General features: G+C 67.0%; 16 protein-coding genes and 1 tRNA gene. 12 read left to right on the forward strand and 5 right to left on the reverse strand.

All coding sequences use genetic code 11. The annotated features are described in order from the left end of the window. Window positions 1-67: 67 nt before the first annotated feature. Both H8M03_RS08740 and H8M03_RS08745 read left to right on the forward strand, forming a co-directional pair. Window positions 68-895, forward strand: a complete 828-nt coding sequence (locus tag H8M03_RS08740; RefSeq protein WP_187479069.1) for a fimbrial biogenesis chaperone — start codon at window positions 68-70, stop codon at window positions 893-895. A 27-nt stretch (window positions 896-922) separates the two neighbouring features. Continuing rightward, the gene (locus tag H8M03_RS08745) at window positions 923-3,595 is read left to right on the forward strand and encodes an MSCRAMM family protein (RefSeq protein WP_187479070.1); all 2,673 of its coding nucleotides are present in this window, start codon (window positions 923-925) and stop codon (window positions 3,593-3,595) included. A 75-nt stretch (window positions 3,596-3,670) separates the two neighbouring features. Here the strand turns inward: H8M03_RS08745 and H8M03_RS08750 are convergent. Next, window positions 3,671-3,757, reverse strand: a tRNA-Leu gene (locus tag H8M03_RS08750). A 156-nt stretch (window positions 3,758-3,913) separates the two neighbouring features. On the opposite strand from H8M03_RS08750, the gene H8M03_RS08755 reads away from it, so the two are divergent. Further along, window positions 3,914-4,129, forward strand: a complete 216-nt coding sequence (locus tag H8M03_RS08755; RefSeq protein WP_187479071.1) for a hypothetical protein — start codon at window positions 3,914-3,916, stop codon at window positions 4,127-4,129. A gap of 4 nt (window positions 4,130-4,133) precedes the next feature. Here the strand turns inward: H8M03_RS08755 and H8M03_RS08760 are convergent, their stop codons facing one another. After that, window positions 4,134-4,985 (reverse strand): zinc-ribbon domain-containing protein, encoded by an 852-nt coding sequence (locus tag H8M03_RS08760; protein WP_187479072.1) that lies wholly within the window; start codon window positions 4,983-4,985, stop codon window positions 4,134-4,136. 108 nt (window positions 4,986-5,093) lie between these two features. Between H8M03_RS08760 and ftsE the strand changes: the two genes are divergently transcribed. Genes ftsE through H8M03_RS08780 form a run of 4 tightly spaced genes read left to right on the forward strand, consistent with a single transcriptional unit; the run spans window position 5,094 to window position 7,893 of the window. Further along, on the forward strand, window positions 5,094-5,813 hold the full coding sequence (gene ftsE, locus H8M03_RS08765) for a cell division ATP-binding protein FtsE (RefSeq protein WP_187481016.1): 720 nt from the start codon (window positions 5,094-5,096) through the stop codon (window positions 5,811-5,813). After that, window positions 5,810-6,676, forward strand: coding sequence for a cell division protein FtsX (locus H8M03_RS08770; RefSeq protein ID WP_187479073.1), 867 nt, complete (start codon window positions 5,810-5,812; stop codon window positions 6,674-6,676). The genes ftsE and H8M03_RS08770 overlap by 4 nt, the downstream gene beginning before the upstream one ends. Next, a complete protein-coding gene (locus tag H8M03_RS08775) occupies window positions 6,673-7,203 on the forward strand; it encodes a YdcF family protein (protein WP_187479074.1) in 531 nt (176 codons plus the stop codon). The genes H8M03_RS08770 and H8M03_RS08775 overlap by 4 nt, the downstream gene beginning before the upstream one ends. A 6-nt stretch (window positions 7,204-7,209) precedes the next feature. Then, window positions 7,210-7,893: a lysophospholipid acyltransferase family protein gene (locus H8M03_RS08780; protein WP_187479075.1), complete on the forward strand. Its 684-nt coding sequence runs from the start codon at window positions 7,210-7,212 to the stop codon at window positions 7,891-7,893. Here H8M03_RS08780 and pheT read toward each other — a convergent pair. Together pheT and pheS are read right to left on the reverse strand one after the other, a co-directional pair. Further along, a complete protein-coding gene (gene pheT, locus H8M03_RS08785) occupies window positions 7,890-10,241 on the reverse strand; it encodes a phenylalanine--tRNA ligase subunit beta (protein ID WP_187479076.1) in 2,352 nt (783 codons plus the stop codon). The genes H8M03_RS08780 and pheT overlap by 4 nt on opposite strands. After that, window positions 10,238-11,308: a phenylalanine--tRNA ligase subunit alpha gene (gene pheS / locus H8M03_RS08790; RefSeq protein WP_187479077.1), complete on the reverse strand. Its 1,071-nt coding sequence runs from the start codon at window positions 11,306-11,308 to the stop codon at window positions 10,238-10,240. The genes pheT and pheS overlap by 4 nt, the downstream gene beginning before the upstream one ends. A gap of 61 nt (window positions 11,309-11,369) precedes the next feature. Between pheS and H8M03_RS08795 the strand changes: the two genes are divergently transcribed. Continuing rightward, the gene (locus tag H8M03_RS08795; protein WP_187479078.1) at window positions 11,370-12,281 is read left to right on the forward strand and encodes a DUF5996 family protein; all 912 of its coding nucleotides are present in this window, start codon (window positions 11,370-11,372) and stop codon (window positions 12,279-12,281) included. Here H8M03_RS08795 and H8M03_RS08800 read toward each other — a convergent pair. Next, window positions 12,278-13,690 carry a helix-turn-helix domain-containing protein gene (locus H8M03_RS08800; RefSeq protein WP_187479079.1) on the reverse strand — a complete coding sequence of 471 codons (1,413 nt, stop codon included), beginning with the start codon at window positions 13,688-13,690 and terminating at the stop codon, window positions 12,278-12,280. The two genes, H8M03_RS08795 and H8M03_RS08800, sit on opposite strands and share 4 nt — an antisense overlap. 129 nt (window positions 13,691-13,819) lie before the next feature. Here H8M03_RS08800 and aceA point away from each other — a divergent pair, with 129 nt between their 5' ends. From aceA to H8M03_RS08820, 4 genes are all read left to right on the forward strand, one after another. Further along, complete coding sequence (aceA, locus tag H8M03_RS08805) at window positions 13,820-15,115, forward strand: isocitrate lyase (protein WP_187479080.1); 1,296 nt, start codon at window positions 13,820-13,822, stop codon at window positions 15,113-15,115. A 10-nt stretch (window positions 15,116-15,125) separates the two neighbouring features. Continuing rightward, complete coding sequence (locus H8M03_RS08810; protein ID WP_187479081.1) at window positions 15,126-15,323, forward strand: DUF4170 domain-containing protein; 198 nt, start codon at window positions 15,126-15,128, stop codon at window positions 15,321-15,323. Continuing rightward, on the forward strand, window positions 15,320-16,888 hold the full coding sequence (gene aceB, locus H8M03_RS08815; protein ID WP_222931867.1) for a malate synthase A: 1,569 nt from the start codon (window positions 15,320-15,322) through the stop codon (window positions 16,886-16,888). Before H8M03_RS08810 ends, aceB begins: the two co-directional genes overlap by 4 nt. A 65-nt stretch (window positions 16,889-16,953) precedes the next feature. After that, the gene (locus H8M03_RS08820) at window positions 16,954-18,300 is read left to right on the forward strand and encodes an HD-GYP domain-containing protein (RefSeq protein WP_187479082.1); all 1,347 of its coding nucleotides are present in this window, start codon (window positions 16,954-16,956) and stop codon (window positions 18,298-18,300) included. The last annotated feature ends 7 nt before the right edge of the window (window positions 18,301-18,307 follow it).

Below are 18,307 nucleotides of genomic sequence, written 5' to 3' on the forward strand. Positions count from 1 at the left end.
AATAAACCATTACGGGTCATGACAGGGCGATCGCTCCGCAATGGAGCAATGTGGGGATCGCCGAGACATGAACTTCCTGACCAAATCCTTCGCCGCGGCCGTGCTTGCTGCCGCTCCCATGCTGCTTCCTGCCGCGCCGGCCGACGCCGGTGTCGGCGACCTTCTGGTCGCGCCGACCCGCCTGGTCCTCAACGGGGGCCGCAGCGCCGAGGTCATCCTCAACAATATTGGCGACGAGCCGGCGACCTATCGCGTTTCGGCCGAATTCCGCCGCATGACGCCCGAAGGGCTGCTGGAGGAAGTGACCGTCCCCGGCGCCGCCGAGAAGGCTGCGGAGGAAATGATCGTCTATTCACCGCGCCGGGTTACCCTGGCTCCGCGGGAGCCGCAGTCGATCCGCATCGCCGCGCGGCCGCCCAAGGGCCTGCCCGACGGCGAATATCGCATTCACCTGCTGTTCCGGGCGATCCCGCCAGCGACGCCGGTCGCGGCGCCGACGGGCGAACCGCCCAAGGGGCTGAGCTTCAAGCTCACCCCGGTCTATGGCGTGACCATTCCGGTCATTGTCCGGCTGGGCAATCTCGACGTCAAGGCTGCCATTTCCGACGTTCACGTCGACCAGCATGACGGCAAGCCTGCCGTCGCCCTGCAGCTTCATCGCACCGGTACCCGCTCGACCTTTGGCGAGGTTCGCGTGGTCAAGGCCGGCGTGAAGGAGCCGCTGGCGTCCGGCCGCGCTATCGCCGTCTACACCGAGCTCAACGAGCGCCAGGTACGGATTCCGGTCAACGAGGATTACAAGGGCGCGCTGTCGGGGCCGGTCACCGTCCAGTATCTCGAAACCTACGACGACGGCGCCAAGGTCATCGCCGAAACCCAGGCGACGCTCCGCTAGAGAGAGGGAGCGCGCGCGGGACCGAACATGCGCAACGCCGGCACATGGCTGGGCAGGACGGGCGCGGCCTTGGCCGCGGCCGGCTTTCTCGCGGCTGTCGGCGCCGGCGCGGCGACCCCGATTACCGATAGCTGGGCGGCCGATCCCGACTCCCAGTTCGTCCTCGACGTGAAGCTCCGCCAATACCGGCTCAACGAGCCGGTTCGCGCCTATCAGACGCCCGAAGGCACGTGCATCGTGTTCGGCGACTTCCTCACCGCGCTCGACGTGCCGATGAAGATCGACCTCGGAGCGCGCAAGGCCGAGGGCTGGGCGTTCAAGGAAGATCACAAGATCTCGATCGACGCCGCCGCGGGCGAAGTCAGCTACGGTACCAGCAGCGAAAAACTGGCCAAGACCGCCATTCGCGAAACGTCCGAAGGCTGGTGCGTGGACAGCGGCGCGCTGACTCGCTGGTTCGGCATTTCGGTCAAGCCGATGACAAACGGGTCGATGCTGGTGCTCGAATCCGAAGCGAAGCTGCCAGTTGAACTGGCAATCGAGCGCGAAAAGCGCGCCGCCAACCTGCACAAGGCCAGTTTCGACATCGACGCCCTGCCTCAAGTGCGCCTTCCCTATCGCATGTGGCGCGCGCCTGCGCTCGACTTCGTTGTCAGCGGCGGCGTCACCTACAGCGCCCACAACGGGGTCAAGGTCGACCGGCGGTCGTCGATCTTCGCCGCCGGCGAAGTCGCGCATCTGTCCTACGATGCGCTGATCGCCACCAATCAAAAGGGCGTGCCCGATTCACTGCGCGTTCGCGCTTACCGGTCCGATCCCGATGGCGGCTTGCTCGGCCCGCTTAAGGCGACCCACTTCGGGTTCGGCGACGTTGCCGGCCTCGCTACCCCGCTCACGGGCAGCACCACCAGCGGACGCGGCGCGGTCGTCACCAATCGCCCGCTGGCCAACCCGACCAGTTTCGATCGAACCAGCTTCGAAGGCGACTTGCCCAGCGGCTGGGACGCCGAACTGTATCGCAACGGCCAATTGCTGGCCTTCGCCCGCTCAGACAGCCGCCAGCGCTACGTCTTCGACGACGTCCAGCTGCTCTACGGCGAAAACGACATCAGCATCGTGCTTTACGGTCCGCAGGGGCAGGTCAGGACACGCAACGAACTGATCAACGTCGGCCGGGAGAACGTTCCGCCCGGCAAGAACTGGTATTGGGCGGGCGCCAATCAGCCGAGCCGCGACCTCGTATCGCTGCACAAGGTCGAACGCAGTCCATCGGAGCCTGACATGCAGGCCGCGGTCGCGCTAGAACACGGTCTGGACGAACGGACATCCGTCGGCGTGCTCGCGCGCACCATGCTGCTCGAGGACGAGCGCGTAACCTTCGTCGAAGGAACGGTGCGCCGCTCTCTGGGCTCAGCGCTAGTCGAAGTCGGCGCCGCGAAGGAAAGCGGCGGCGGAACCGCTGCTCGCGCACAGGTCCTTGCCAAGGTCGGAGCGCTGAACATCAGTGCTGAGGCCGCTACTGCGTCTGATTTTCATTTGCGCGGAGCGCGATCGGTCAGCGTCAAGGAGGCGAGGCTCGCGCTCGATGCGCCAATCAAGCTGGGCCGGACGGTTATTCCCGCCCATGCCGACGCTCATTACGTTATCAACAGCGACGGCAGCCGACAGTTGGAGGCCGCAGCGCGCTTGTCCGCGTCAATCAACGCCTTCAACCTCGCGACCGACGTCCGCTATACGCGCCAATATCTTGCCAACGGGCCCGCGCCACCCGCGAATGTAACTGCCGGACTGATCGGGACCGGGCGCGTCGGCCAGGTCCGGGTTCGCGGCGCCACCGAGTTCGAAATCAGCCCGCAAAGCCGGTTCCGCTCCGCCGAGCTGTCCGGCTATTGGTCTGCGTCCGATACGGCGGACTGGGAAGGAACGCTCGCGTACGACGGTCCGCAAAAGCGCGGCCGGGCGCGCATCAGCCATATTCGCCGGTTCGACGCCTTCGCCCTCGCGGTGACAGGCGAAGCGGCGACCGACGGATCGGTCGCGGTCGGGTTCAACATGAACTTCTCGCTCGACTGGGCCCAGGGATTGACCATGTCGCGCAAGCCGCTGGCGGGCGCCGGGTCGGTCCGCGCGCGCGTCTATCGCGACGTCAACGGCAACGGCATTGCCGACGCCGGCGAACCGTTTGAGAAAGGCGCGATCATCACCGCCGGACAAAGCGTGTCCGAACAGCCGACCGACGCAGCCGGCCGCGTTCTGCTCGCCGGCTTGCCGACCTATCGCCCGATCACGGTCGGTCTGGACCGCAGCAGCCTGTCGGATCCGATGCTGGCGCCGAAAAAGGCGCTGCAGGTCGTCACGCCGCGCCCCGGCGTACCGGCGGAAGTGGAAATCGCGCTGGTTGCGTCTGGCGAGATCGAAGGGTCGGTGGTCCGGAACGGCGGGCTCGGCTTCGAAGGGGTCGAGCTGGAGCTGCTCGATTCCACCGGCGCCGTGGTGGCGACCACGCGTTCCGACTTCGACGGCTATTTCCTGTTCGAACGCATACCGTACGGCGAATATTCGATCCGCCTGGGCAAGGAATCGTCCGAAGTCATCGGCATAAGTCGCGACATCGGGGTCAAGGCGGTGATCAGCGACGAACAGCCGGTGCTGCGCCTCGGCTCCACGCCCCTCGAGCGGCAGACCATCGCGTCGAAATAGTCGTCTCAGACGACTTTCCAAAAGCTCGACGCTTCGCTGCGATGGGATGCCGGCGTTAATTCGCCGGTGCATGCCTGGTGCGGTCGAGAAGACTCGAACTTCCACGGCCTTTCGGCCACAGCGACCTCAACGCTGCGCGTCTACCAGTTCCGCCACGACCGCACGTCATGAGATGGACGGCCGGATAGCCGTCCTCTGGCAAGGCCCGCGCCTCTATCAAAGCGATTCCCCCCGCGCAATGGCGCGCGTCTGTCCCACCGCGGGACAGTGGTTAAAGCGTCGTTTACCATTTGCCCCTCCCAGCGTTACATCGGGGAGATGATTGGCCTCTTAGCCCTAGCTGCAGCGACCGCGGTTCAGACGCCGGTCGCCCCGCGCCAGCCGCTGGCGCAGCAGGCGACGGCGACGGTACGGATCATTTCCGGGGCTCGCGTGACGGCGACGGAAATCCCTACGGACACGCAGGTGAAGGTGATGGAAACGCGCCGACCGGATGGCAGCCGCGTCGCCTCCCGAATTGTCGAATTTCCCTGAAGAATCAGCTCTTGAGGGTCAACGTAACCGTCGAATCGAGGCCGCTGGCCGGAACGTCCATCTCGGCGCTGTTGAAGCTGGCGCTCCCGCCTGGGGGAAGCGAGCGGGCCGGCGGGGCGATGGTCCAAGAATAGAGCAGCTTGCCGCCCTTGTCGCGAAGCTCCGCCTCGATCGGCGGCACTTGCAGGTCTTTCGCACTCGGGTTGATGACCCGTCCGCTGACGACCACCAGTTCGTTGCCGCTGGCGAGCTTCTGCCGTTCGGGCTGGCCGGGCGCGATCTGCAGGGCGGTCGGCCCGGCGGACGCAAGTCCAACGCCCTGGCGGACGTAATCGGGCGCGAGCAACCACAGGCCGAGCACGACGAGTACGACCAGAACGACGGCAAATAGTATGCCCATCAGCCAGGTGCGCTTGCGGTCGCCGCCGTCTTCGGCGCGAACGGCCGCCAATTCTTCGGCGTCGGGCACTTCCTTGGCGATGTCGAATTGATCGCCTTCCAGCGTGTCGACCGGATAGGTTCCGTGCGGCTGGACAGGGATCGGGGCCGGTGCCTCGACGAAATCCTGTTCCGCGTTGACGGGATCGGCCGGCGCGTCCGCCTCTTCTTCGCCCCGTTCGTACGTGGGCTCGGCGGGATAGTCGGACTGGTCGTCGGACGTCTCAGGCGGAGGGGTCGCGGCCTGCTCCTCAGCTGGCGGCTCGATCTGGTTCTCATCGGTAGGTGCGTCGGCGCCGTCCGGCATCTGGTGCCAGCTGTTGCCGCAAGCGGCGCAGCGGACTTTGCGGCCCCCATCCGGGATCGCGCCGTCTTTCACTGCATATTGGGTGCTGCACTCCGGGCAGGTCAGGATCATTTCGCGGAGGTCTCCCCGTTCTTCGTCTGGCGTAAACAGTAATGCACGGGCGTTGGCAAGGATGCGGACGCTGTGCGAAGAGACCGTCTATAAGCGGGGAGGGCGCCTCTGTCGGCGATCGTTCAGTTCGAAAGCGTTGGACTGCGCTACGGCACCGGTGCCGAAGTGCTCCGCGACATGGATTTTTCCTTGTCGAAGGGGCATTTCTATTTCCTCACCGGCGCCTCCGGCGCGGGCAAGACGTCGCTGCTCAAGCTGCTGTATCTGGCACAACGGCCGACGCGCGGACGGATCCGCCTGTTCGGGCAGGATCTGAGCGATGCCGGTCGCGACGAACTGCCCAGCTTCCGCCGCCGCATCGGCGTCGTATTCCAGGATTTCCGCCTCGTCCGCCACCTGTCGGCATTCGACAATGTGGCGCTGCCGTTGCGCATCGCCGGTTATGCGGAGGAGGAGATTGCCTCCGCGGTCCGTGAAATCCTCGACTGGGTCGGGCTTGGCGACCGCGCGGGCGCGCGCCCGGCGACGCTGTCCGGCGGCGAACAGCAGCGGGTCGCGATCGCGCGCGCCGTGATCACCCGGCCGGAGCTGCTGGTGGCCGACGAACCGACCGGTAATGTCGACGCGGACATGGCCAAGCGCCTGCTGCACCTGTTCGGCGCGCTCAACGACCTGGGCACCACCGTCGTTGTCGCCACCCATGACCTCGGCCTGATCGCATCCACGCCGCGGGCTCAGCTCATGCGGCTCGATCGCGGCCACCTGGTCGACCCGACCGGCGCGTTCCGCAATCCGCCGAACAGCGAGCGGGCGGAGCGTCGGCCATGAACCTGGCGCAGCTCATCGGCGGCGATCCCACCTCGCGCCTGCTGCCGGTCGATCGGCTTCACGTGCCGACCGTGGCGGTGGTGGCGATCATGACCTTCGCAATGACCCTTGTCGCCGCGGCCGGCCTTGCGCTGGCGCAGGCGTCGGCCACCGTCACCAGCGCAGCTGAAAGCCGGATCGTGGTCCAGCTTGCGGGCGGGCGTCCGGTGGACACTGCGGCGGTTCGGTCGATTCCCGGCGTCCGCGCTGTGACACCGGTGTCAGAGAGTGAAATGCGAGCCACGCTCGAACGCTGGCTGGGGGACGCGGCGGCCAGCCGGGATCTGCCGGTCCCGGCATTGCTGACGGTCGAGGTCGACCGCGCTGACAGGGTTGCGGCGGTCGCGAAAGCCATCCGCGCGGCCCTGCCGGGCGCCGGCGTCACGACCGAAGCGGCGGAGCTGGAACCGCTGCTGCGCTCGATCTTCGCGCTTCAGGCCGTCGCCGTCGGCCTCGTCCTGCTAATGGCCGTGGCCAATGGCGCGGCGATCGTGCTGGCCGCGCGCGGGGCGCTCGACACTCACCGCTCGACGGTTGAAATCATGCACGGCATCGGTGCCACCGACCGGCAGGTGACGCGGCTGTTCATCCGCAAGATCGCGGTCGACGCCCTGGCCGGAGCCCTTGGCGGCTTTGCCATCGCCGCCATCGTCCTGCTGGCGATCGGGGGCGAACTGACCAGCGCGGCGGGCGGCTTCGGCTCGTCCGCGCTACTCGCTCCGTGGGCGATAGCAGCGACGGCGCTTGTCCCGGTGGCAGCAGTGCTGCTGGTCATCCTGGTTGCGCGCTGGGCCCTCATGACGTCATTGCGCGAAACCTTATGATCCTCCGCTTCTTCTCGATTCTGCTGCTGGCCTATCTGCTCGGCTTCATGCTGTTCGCGGTGACTTTGGGTGACCCGGCCGATGCGGAGAAAACCGACGCCGTGGTGGTCATTACCGGCGGCAGCGGGCGGATCGAACATGCGGTGGACGTGCTTGCCGACGGCCATGCCAAGCGCCTGCTGATCGCCGGCACCGATCCAGCGGTGACGAAGCCCGACCTGGTCGAACGGCTCGGCGGCAAGGGCCGGCTGATGCGCTGCTGCGTCGACCTCGGCAGCGAATCGGTCGACACCCGTTCTAACGCGGAAGAGGCGAAGCGCTGGCTCGACCGCCGCAACTACAAATCGCTGCGATTGATCACCAGCGACTGGCACATGCGCCGCGCCCGCTACGAATTCCGCCGCGTGCTGGGCGACGGCTACACGGTGTTGCCGGACGCGGTACGCAGCGAGCCCGGTTTCCGCGTGCTGTTCGGCGAATATAACAAATACCTGCTGCGGCGGGTCGCGGTCCTCCTCGAACTGTAAGCCGCGATGCAACTGATCCGCTCGATCATTTATGCGTTGATCTTCTACCCGGGCACCGCCGTGTTCGTCGCCGCGGGAGCGGTCGCGAGCCTGTTCGGCCAGCATCGCACCCGCGCGCTGGTGCGCACGTGGACCGACTTCCACAATCGCCTGTGTCAGGTCGTGCTGGGGATCGACCGCCGGGTCGAAGGCGAAATCCCGCCGGGCGCGGCGCTGATCGCGGTCAAGCACGAAGCGATGTACGAAACCCTTGCGATGGTGCGCATCGCCGAAACGCCGGTCATCGTCCTCAAGCGCGAACTATCGCAAATCCCGTTCTTCGGCTGGCTGACGCGGCAATATGGCGTCATTCCCGTCGATCGCGGCGCGGGGTCGAAGGCCCTGCGCACGATGATGGAAGCGGGCCGGGCGGCAACGGCGGCAGGCCGCGCGGTGATCATTTATCCCGAAGGCACGCGCGTGCCACACGGAACCACTCCGCCGCTGCAATCGGGCTTTGCCGGTCTCTATCGGGCGCTCGGCCTGCCGGTGGTGCCGGTGGCGGTCGACAGCGGGCGGCTATGGCCGCGCGGGCTGGTCAAGCATCCGGGCACCATCCGCTTCAGGATCGGGGAGACCATCCCGGCCGGGCTCAAGCGCGAAGAGATCGAAGCGCGCGTGCATGCAGCCATCAACGCGCTCGACGACTAGCCGCGCAGCCGGGCGCCCAGCTTTTCGGCCGCCGCGACGATCCTTGCCGAAACGGCTGACAATTCTTCCTCGGTGAAGCTCTTGTCGCCCGGCTGCAACGTGACTTCGAACGCCAGCGACAGGCCGTCGGGCGTTTCGAACCGGTCAAACAGGCGGACGGCGGTGATTGCCGCCTTGTCCGCGCCGCGGATCGCGCGCTCCAGCGTGCTGGCCGCCAGATCGGCGGGAACGATGAAGGCAAAGTCGCGGGTCACTGGCTGCAGGGCAGGGGGCGAATACTCGGCTCGCGCCCGGTCGCTGCTGCGCGGCGCTGGGATCGCGTCGAGGTAGATTTCGCCGGCGATCAACCCGGCCGGCGCGTCCAGCGCTTTCACCAACCGCGGATGCACTTCGCCGAAACTGGCAAGGATCGTCTTGGGGCCAAGCCCGAGCCTGGCCGAGCGGCCCGGATGCCAGTTCGCGCCCGCGTCCTGGAACACCTGCAGGTTGGCGACGGGTGCGCCCGCAGCCTCGAGCAGGGCGAGGACTGCTGCCTTGGCGTCAAATACGTCGAAGCCCGCCGCCTTGCCCGTTTGCCAACCGCGCAACCGGCTTTCGCCCGCAAACACCAGCCCGACGGTCGGCTTCTCGCCATCGGCAAGATAGCGGCGGCCGATCTCGAACAGCCGCACGGAAGATGCCCCGCGATCGATGTTGCGCGACGCCGCGCCGGCCAGGCCCGGCAGCAGCGACGGCCGCATGATCTTCATTTCTTCGCTGATCGGGTTCTCGACCCGCCACGCGGGCTCGAACGGGGCCGCCTCGGCTTCGCCGATGAAACTCCACGTTACCGCTTCGTCGAAGCCGAGCATGGCGGCGGCGCGGCGGACCTGTCGCTCGACGCGCTGGGCGCGGGTCGCGGTCGGCTGGGCGACGCCCGGCGCGCGCTCCAGAGGCGTCGACGGTACGCTATCGTACCCCACGATCCGCGCGACTTCCTCGACCAGGTCGGCGGGGCCGTCGACGTCGGGGCGCCAGCTCGGAACGCGGACGGTCCCCGGATCGGTGAATTCGAACCCCAGCGACAGCAGGATCTTGCGCTGTTCGTCTTCCGGCACGTCGATACCGCCGAGCTCCAGCGTGCGTTCGGAACGAAAGGCGATGGCCCGGTCGGCCGCGGGCGGCGTGCCGACCAGCAGAGCCTCGGACGCCTCCCCGCCGCAAATGTCGAGAATCAGGCCGGTCAGGATCGCCAACCCGTCCTCAAGGAAAGCCGGGTCCACCCCGCGCTCGAAGCGGGTGCGGGCATCGCTGGTCAGCCCCAGCTTCTGCCCCGTCCGCGCAATCCGCTGCGGGTCGAAAAAAGCGACCTCCAGCATGACGTCGGTGGTGCCGTCGCCGACGCCCGAATCCTCGCCGCCCATGATCCCCCCGATGTCGTGGACACGGGCTTCGTCGGCAATCACGGTCATCGTATCGTCGAGCGTGTAGGTCTTCTCGTTGAGCGCCAGCACCGTCTCGCCGTCGCGGGCGCGGCGGGCGACCAGTGCGCCCTCCACCTTGGCGGCGTCATAGGCATGGCTCGGCCGGCCAAGGTCGAGCATCACGTAATTGGTGATGTCGACGATCGCCGAGATCGGGCGCTGGCCGGCGCTCTTCAATCGCCGCTGCAGCCAGTCGGGCGAGGTGCCGTTGGTCACGCCGCGAACGGCGCGGCCGAAGAAGGCCGGGCACCCTTCGACATCCTCGATGCGGATGCCGATGGGCGGCGCGCCGTTGCCGGCCACCTGGGGCACGTGCAGCGGCTTGAGCGTTCCGGCGCCGGCGGCGGCAAGGTCGCGGGCGATCCCGCGAACACCCATGCAATCGGCGCGGTCCGGGGTGATGGCGACGTCGAACACCGGGTCGTTGAGCTCGGCGAAGTCGGCGAACGGCGTGCCCACGGGCGCATCGGCGGCAAGCTCGATGATTCCGTCATGCTCTTCGCCCAGCTCAAGCTCGCGCACCGAACACATCATGCCGCGGCTTTCGACGCCGCGGATCTCGGCGACCTTCAGCGTCATGTCGCTGCCCGGGACATAAGCGCCCGGCGGACCGAACACGCCGATCATGCCGGCGCGGGCGTTGGGCGCGCCGCATACCACCTGCATCGGCCCGTCTCCGGCATCGACGCTCAGCACCTGCAGCTTGTCCGCCTGCGGATGCTTTTCGGCGCTCAGCACCCGCGCGACCTTGAACGGCGCCAGCGCTTGCGCCGGATTGGCGACCCCTTCGACTTCCAGCCCGATAGCGGTCATCCGCTCGGCCAAGGCGTCGGCCGATGCGTCCGTGTCGAGATGCTCCTTCAGCCAGGACAGGGAGAACTTCATGCGCCCACCCCGCCCGACAGGGTCGGCACGTCGAGCGCCCGAAACCCGTAATGCCTGAGCCAGCGCAGGTCGCCGTCGAAGAATGCGCGCAGGTCGCTCATTCCATATTTCAGCATCGCCAGCCGATCGACTCCGGTGCCGAACGCAAAGCCCTGCCATTCTTCGGGGTCGAGACCGCAATTGGCGATCACCTTGGGATGCACCATCCCGGATCCGAGCACTTCCATCCAGCCTTCGCAGCCGCCGACCACGCGGCGCCCCTTTTCCAGCGACCAGCCGACGTCGACTTCCGCCGACGGCTCGGTGAACGGAAAATAGGACGGCCGCATGCGCAGGACGACGTCATCACGCTCGAAGAAGGCCTTGAGAAATGTCTCCAGGGTCCATTTGAGGTGGCCCAACGTGATGCCCTTGTCGATCACCAGCCCTTCGATCTGGTGGAACATCGGCGTGTGGGTGGCGTCACTATCGGACCGGTAAACCCGGCCCGGCGCGATGAGCCGCAGCGGCGGCGCCTGGCTGGTCATCGCGCGGATTTGCACCGGCGAGGTATGCGTGCGCAGCACATGCGCCTCGGCCGCCGCGTCGCCGTCGATGCGCCGGGCGTAGAACGTGTCCTGCATCGCCCGCGCCGGATGCGCCTCGGGCATGTTGAGCGCGGTGAAGTTGAACCACTGCTCCTCGATCTCCGGGCCTTCCGCGACCGAGAAACCCATGTCGGCGAAAATCTCCGCCAGCTCGTCCATCACCTGGCTGACCGGGTGGACCGACCCGCTGGCGCGCTCGGGCGCCGGCAGCGAAAGGTCGACGAATTCCGTCGCCAGCTTCTGCTCCAGCTCGGCGTTTTCAAGCGCGTCCTTGCGCTCGGCGAGCGCCGTGGTGACCGCTTCGCGCAGCGCATGGATCCTGGGCGCTTCGCTGGCGCGCTCGTCCGGGCTCATCCCGCCCAGCGACTTCAACTGCGCCGTGATGCTGCCGGATTTGCCCAGCACCGCAACGCGCAGCGCGTCGAGCGCCGCAAGGTCGGTCGCGGCGCGGATTTGGTCGATGATCTCGCTATCAGCCATGGCGTCAGCGCCTTAGCCGCGCAGTTGCGCAAAAAGCAAAGGCCCGTGCTATCCAGCGAGGATGAGCGACTGGCCTGAGCTTCGAATCGAGCGCGATCACCCGACGCTCGCCATCCTCCACCTCGCGTCCCAGATGATGGGCAAGATCCGCGTCGCCCACGCGCCCTGGTCCAACCACGGCTGGCACGTCGCGCTGCAACCGCGCGCCAACGGGTTTGAAACCCTGCCGACGGCGGCCGCGGACGGGCGCACCTTCACGCTGGCGCTCGACCTGTGCACCCACGCCATCGAGCTCTCGGTCAGCGACGACGGCCGCGACAGCGTCCCGCTTGCCCAACCGACCATCGCAGACCTGCACGCTGCGTTCGTCGCCATGCTCGACCGGCACGGCTTGCCGTCGAGCTTCAATGCCATGCCCAGCGAGATCGACGGCGCCGCGCCCTTTGCCGACGATCGGGCGGAGCGCGCTTACGATCCGGACAGCGCCGACCGCCTGCGCCGGGCCTTTGCCCGCCTGTTGCCGGTGTTCGACCATTTCCGCGCGGGCTTCGCCGGCAAATCCAGCCCGGTGCATTTGTGGTGGGGCGCCTTCGATCTCGCCGTCAGCCGTTTCTCGGGCAAGACCGCCCCGCCGCATCCGGGCGGCATGCCGGGGCTTCCGGACCGCGTCGCGCGCGAGGCCTACAGCCATGAAGTGGCCAGCGCCGGCTTCTGGGCAGCGGGTGCGGCCGAGGCCGAACCGTTCTTCTACAGCTACATCTATCCCGAACCGGACGGCTATCGCTCGGCCAAGGTAGCGCACGGCCGGTTCGACGAGACCTTTGGCGAATTCCTCCTGCCCTATGCCGAAGTGCGCGCCGCTGCCGACCCGGCAGCGATGCTGGGCGAATTCCTGCAATCAGCATACGAAGCCGCGGCGACCAGCGCGAGTTGGGACCGCGCCGCGCTCGAACGGGCCCCAGTCGCGCCCTAACCGGCGACGAACGGGTAGGGGGAAATCGTCTTGCGCTGGCGGTCGACCGCCAGCATCCGCCCGGCCGGGGCCGTCGCCCGCTGCGCGCAATCGATCCGCGGACAGATGGCGCAGGCCGGCCCGACGGGCGTGACCGGCGCGTTTTCAAGGTCGAAACTGTCGGCACAACTGAGCTTGTGCGCGTGGCGGATATCGCACCCCAGCCCAATCGCCAGCAGGCTTGCCGACAGGCCGGTCTTGATCGGCCGTTCGATCGTCCGCGAAACCGTGAAGTAGCGGTGGGCATCGGGCGTTTCGATGATCTGCGGCACCACCTGGCCGGCAAACTGGAAGGCCGTATGCATGTTCCAGCGCGGGCAGGTCCCGCCAAAGCGGGAGAAGGGGAATTTCTCGCCCGCATAGCGCTTGGAGATATTCCCGGCCGGGTCGACGCGCAGCATGAAGAACGGAACGCCGCGCGCGCCGGGACGACTGAGCGTCGTCAGCCGATGCGCGACCTGTTCGACGTTGGCGCCATAATCGCCGCACAGCCGGTCGATCGAATAGCGGTGCTCCTCCGCACTGGCGAGGAAGCGGCCGTACGGCATCATGATCGCACCCGCCGCGTAATTGGCCAGGCTCATGTGCAGCAACTGGCGAATGCCCTCGTCCGGCGGCGCGGCCTCGGCCACCATCGCGTCGATGACCGATGCGAACTCGACCAGCGCCAGCTGATAGGCCAGCGCGAACGTCCGGTTCTCCGATCGCAATTGCGACGACATCAGGAACAGCCGGCGCTCGGCGTCATAGAGCTGGCTGGAATTGCCGAGCTGCGACTGCGGCACCACCCGCGCGTCGATGCCCCATGCATCCTTCAGTCGCCGCCGCATCGGTTCGGCCATCGACAGCGGATCGGACAGCGCGCCGCCAAGCGTTTCGGCCGACCGTTCCAGCGCCGGATAATGATTGCGGTGCGCCTGGATGTAATCGCGCACCCAGTTTTCCGGCGTCACCAGCGACCGCACGTCGCCGTCGCCATCGACCGGCGCGCCGCGCCCGGCTTCCTTCACCGCGGTGTACAGGCGGGCGATGCCGTCGGCGACGGCCGGGGCATTGTGGGCAAGCTCGACCAGTTCGTAGCGCGGCACTCCGAGGTCGCGCAGCAGGCTGTCGGAAAAGATTTCGGCCAGCGCTTCGGGCCCGGTGCGTGCCGCCCCTTCCGCGGCAAAGCTGCGCACGTCGATCTCGTACAACTCGGCCAGCTTGAGCAGTAACGACGCGGTCACCGGCCGCTGGTTGCGCTCGAGATGGTTGAGATAGCTCGGACTGATCGACAGGCTCTTGGCCATGTCGGTCTGCGACAGGCCCTGCTCGCGGCGCAGGCGGCGGATGCGCGGACCGATGAACAGCTTCTGGTTGGCCATCGCCATTGGCTGTCAAAGGACGACCGAATCCACAAGTCAATTTGTGACAAGCGCACGCTTTTTGATGCTGCTTCCGCGCTCGCACTGGAGTTCATGGGCAACAGATCACGAGAGCATCGCAGGGCTGGAGACGATATGACAAGTTTTGACGAAATCACCGCTGCACCGGCCGGCCGGTTCGCTGGCATCGACCGGCCCTATAGTCCCGACGACGTTCTCCGGCTACGCGGATCGGTGCCGATCGAGCACAGCCTGGCCCGCCGCGGCGCGCTGAAATTGTGGGACCTGTTGCAGCAGGACGAGCCGGTCCGCGCGCTGGGCGCGGTCACCGGCAACCAGGCGATGCAAATGGTTCGCGCGGGGTTGAAGGCGATTTACCTGTCCGGCTGGCAAGCCGCGGCCGACGCCAACACCGCGTCGTCCATGTATCCCGACCAGTCGCTCTATCCTGCCAATACAGGGCCGGAGCTGGCCAAGCGCATCAACCGCGCGCTGCAGCGCGCCGACCAGGTCGAACATGCCGAGGGCGGCGCGGGCCGCGACTGGTTCGCGCCGATCGTGGCCGACGCGGAAGCCGGCTTCGGCGGCCCGCTCAACTGCTTCGAGATCATGAAGGCCTATATCGAGGCGGGTGTCGCCGGGGTGCATTTCGAAGACCAGCTGGCGAGCGAGAAGAAGTGTGGCCATCTGGGCGGCAAGGTGCTGATCCCGACGCAGGCGGCGGTCCGCAACCTCGACGCGGCGCGGCTTGCCGCCGACGTGTCGGGGGTGCCGACCATCCTTGTCGCCCGCACCGACGCGGAAAGCGCCAAGCTGCTGACCAGCGATGTCGACGACCGCGACAAGCCCTTCGTCACCGGCGAACGCACGCCCGAAGGCTTTTTCCGCCTTAAGGATGGCACCGGACTCGATGCCTGCATCGCGCGGGGCCGGGCCTTTGCTTCCCACGCCGACCTGCTGTGGTTCGAAACCAGCAAGCCCAATCTCGACCAGGCGCGGCGCTTCGCCGAGGCGATCCATGCCGACCATCCGGGCAAGATGCTGGCCTATAATTGTTCACCCAGCTTCAACTGGGAGGCCAATCTCGACCGCGAGACCATCGCCAGGTTCCAGCGCGAACTGGGCGCGATGGGGTTCAAGTTCCAGTTCGTCACGCTGGCCGGCTTCCACAGCCTCAACCACGGCATGTTCCAGCTTGCCAACGGCTATCGCGACCGCGGTATGGCGGCTTATTCGGAACTGCAGCAGGCGGAGTTCGCGTCCGAAGCCGACGGCTACACCGCCACCCGGCACCAGCGCGAGGTCGGCACCGGCTATTTCGACGCGGTCGCGACCGCCATCTCGGGCGGCCAGTCGTCGACCGTGGCGCTGGCCGAATCGACCGAATCCGATCAGTTCGGCGCAGCCGAGCTGGCCGTCGCCGCGGAATAGGAGGACAAATATGGGACAGCGCTACTGGGTCATCGGCGGCCATTATGCCGGGTCCGATTTCCGCGACATCGAGCCGGGGACCGAAAGCGTCCACGGCCCGTTTACCGACGAGACGCGGGCGCGCACCGAGTGGCAGCGCCTGACGTTCCGCGACCGGATCGCGGCGATGCATCGCTACTCGATCTGCGTGGAGCCAGCCCGATCGTGAATGACGTCCTCGACCTGCACCGGGTAATCGCCGAACCCAGCAACGTGCGCGGTGCCGACGACGTGCTGACCCCGGACGCCCTCGACCTCGTCGCCGAACTACACGAACGGTTCGACGGCCGGCGGCTGGCGCTGCTGGACCGGCGGCTCGACCGCCAGGAGCGGTTCGACGCTGGCGACTTGCCCGACTTTCGCGCCGATACCGCCCATATCCGCGACGCGGAATGGACGGTCGGCGCGGTGCCGCGCGACCTGCAGGACCGCCGTGTCGAAATCACCGGCCCGACCAACGCGAAAATGGTCATCAATGCGCTCAACAGCGGCGCACGCGTCTTCATGGCCGACTTCGAAGATGCCACCTCGCCGATGTGGGACGAACTCGTCCAGGGCCAGGTGAACCTGCGCAATTACTGGCACGGACGACTCGATTTTACCGATCCCGCCAGCGGCAAACATTATGCGGTCGGCGACGATCCGGCGGTGCTTCTTGTGCGGCCGCGCGGCCTGCACCTGCCCGAAGATCATGTGACGATCGACGGCCAGCCTGTCGCCGGCGCTTTCTTCGATTTCGCCATCTATGTCTGGCACATCGCCCGCCGCGCGCTGACGGCCGGTTCGGGCCCCTATTTCTACATCCCCAAGCTCGAAAGCATGGAAGAAGCGGCGCTGTGGAGCGACATCTTCGCGCTGACGGAAAACCGGCTTCGGCTGGAACGCGGGACGATCAAGGCGACGGTGCTGATCGAAACCTTGCCCGCGGCGTTCGAGATGGACGAAATCCTCTACGCGCTGAAGGAGAATATCGTCGGCCTCAATTGCGGGCGGTGGGACTATATCTTCTCGTACATCAAGCGGCTTGGCCGGACTCCCGACCGGCTGACTCCAGACCGGTCGGCGATGACCATGGATAAGGCGTTCCTGGCCGCTTATTCGCTGCGGTTGATCGCCACGTGTCACCGGCGCGGCGCCCATGCGATGGGCGGCATGGCCGCCTTCATCCCGGTCAAGGGCGATGAAGCGGCCAACCAGGCCGCGCTGGACAAGGTGCGCGCCGACAAGCAACGCGAAGTGCGCAACGGGCATGACGGCACCTGGGTCGCCCATCCCGCGCTTGTGCCGGTCGCCCTTGAGGCGTTCGCGGCGATGGATGGCCCCAACCAGCTGGATGTGATTCCGGATGCCGTCCCCGGGCAGGCCGATATGCTGCAAATGCACGACGGCCCACGCACCGAAGACGGCGCGCGCGAGGATATCCGTGTCGCGGTGCAATATCTCGCCGCGTGGATCGGCGGCCGCGGCGCGGTGCCGCTGTACAATCTGATGGAGGACGCCGCGACGGCGGAAATCAGCCGCGCCCAGTTGTGGCAGTGGCTGCACTTCGGCGCGACGCTCGACGACGGCCGCACTTTCGACCGGGCGCTGTTCGACCGCCTGTTCGAAGAGGAGGTCGGGGCGCTGGCCGAAGTTGACGACATCGACGAAGCCGCCGAGCTGTTCCGCGACATGGTGGTGGATCCCGACTTCGTCGAATTCCTGACCTTGCCGGCGTACGAACGCCTCGGCTGACCGCGGTCCTCGGGACCAGCGCGAACATAGTCTTAACCGTTTCGGTTTAACCGGCACCCCGCCGAATGTTTCACCAGCCGATCCAAGCGGGCCAAGTCCACCGTGCCGAGATCCTGGCGGCGTTCAGCTATGCCCTCGACCTGACCGAAGGCCAGCCCGACGGCCATTCCATCCGCTGCTGCTGGATCGCCAGCCAGATCGGCCGGGCCATCGGCCTCGGTGCGGCGGAGCTTGGCGACCTCTATTATGCCGTCCTGCTCAAGGACCTCGGCTGCAGCAGCAATTCGGCGCGCATCTGCGAATTGTACGCAGCCGACGACCGCGCCTTCAAACAGGGTTACAAGACGGTCGGCACAAGCCTCGCCGCGACCCTCCATTTCGTGCTCAGCAAGACCGCCCGCGGCAGGCCGTGGACCGAACGCGCGGCGACCGTCGGCAACATCCTCGTCAACGGGCCGCAACTGGCGCAGGAATTGATCCTGACCCGCTGTACCCGCGGCGCCGACATCGCCCGCAAGCTGCGCTTTCCCGACGCCGTCTGCCGGGCGATCTACCACCTCGACGAACATTGGGACGGATCGGGCAAGCCCGACCGGCTGCGCGGCGATGCCATTCCGCTCTATTCGCGGCTCGCGCTGCTGGCGCAGGTCGCGGACGTGTTTCACACGCATGCCGGTTCGACGGCCGCTACCGACGAGGTGCAGCGCCGCTCCGGAACATGGCTCGGCCCAGAGCTGGTTGCCGCTTTCACCGGCATCGCCGCCTCCGGCCAGCTGTGGCTAGACCTGCGCTCGCCGATCCTCGAGGCCAAGGTCGTCGCTCGCGCACCGGTCGACGACGCGATCGTCGCCGACGACGACTTCCTCGACACGATCGCCTCTGCATTCGGCGAAGTGATCGACGCCAAGAGCCCGTTCACCGCCGGTCATTCGCGGCGCGTCGCCGACCTTGCCGCACGAATGGGTGCGCGTCTGGGCCTCGACCCCGTGCGGGTCCGCCTGCTGCGCCGCGCCGCCTTCCTTCACGACGTCGGCAAGCTTGGCGTATCCAGCACCATCCTCGAAAAGCCCGGCCCGCTCGACGACGAAGAATGGCAGGCCATGCGCGGCCACGCCGACCAGACGCGGCAGGTCCTCGGGCGGATCGGCACGCTTGCGGACATGGCCGATATCGCCGCGGCCCATCATGAACGGCTCGACGGCGCCGGTTACCCGCTCCGTCTGGGCGAAGACGCGCTGGCGCTCGAAACGCGGATCATCAGCGTCTGCGATTTCTACGACGCGTTGATCGCCGAGCGCCCCTATCGCGGCGCAATGCCGCAGGCGAAGGCGCTGGCGATCATGGAAGGCACGGTCGGCAGCGCCATCGACCCGGGCTGCTTCGACGCGCTGAAAATCGAGATTCGCGACTAGGCCGGCA

Source organism: Sphingomonas sabuli (genome assembly GCF_014352855.1).
Lineage (GTDB): Bacteria > Pseudomonadota > Alphaproteobacteria > Sphingomonadales > Sphingomonadaceae > Sphingomicrobium > Sphingomicrobium sabuli.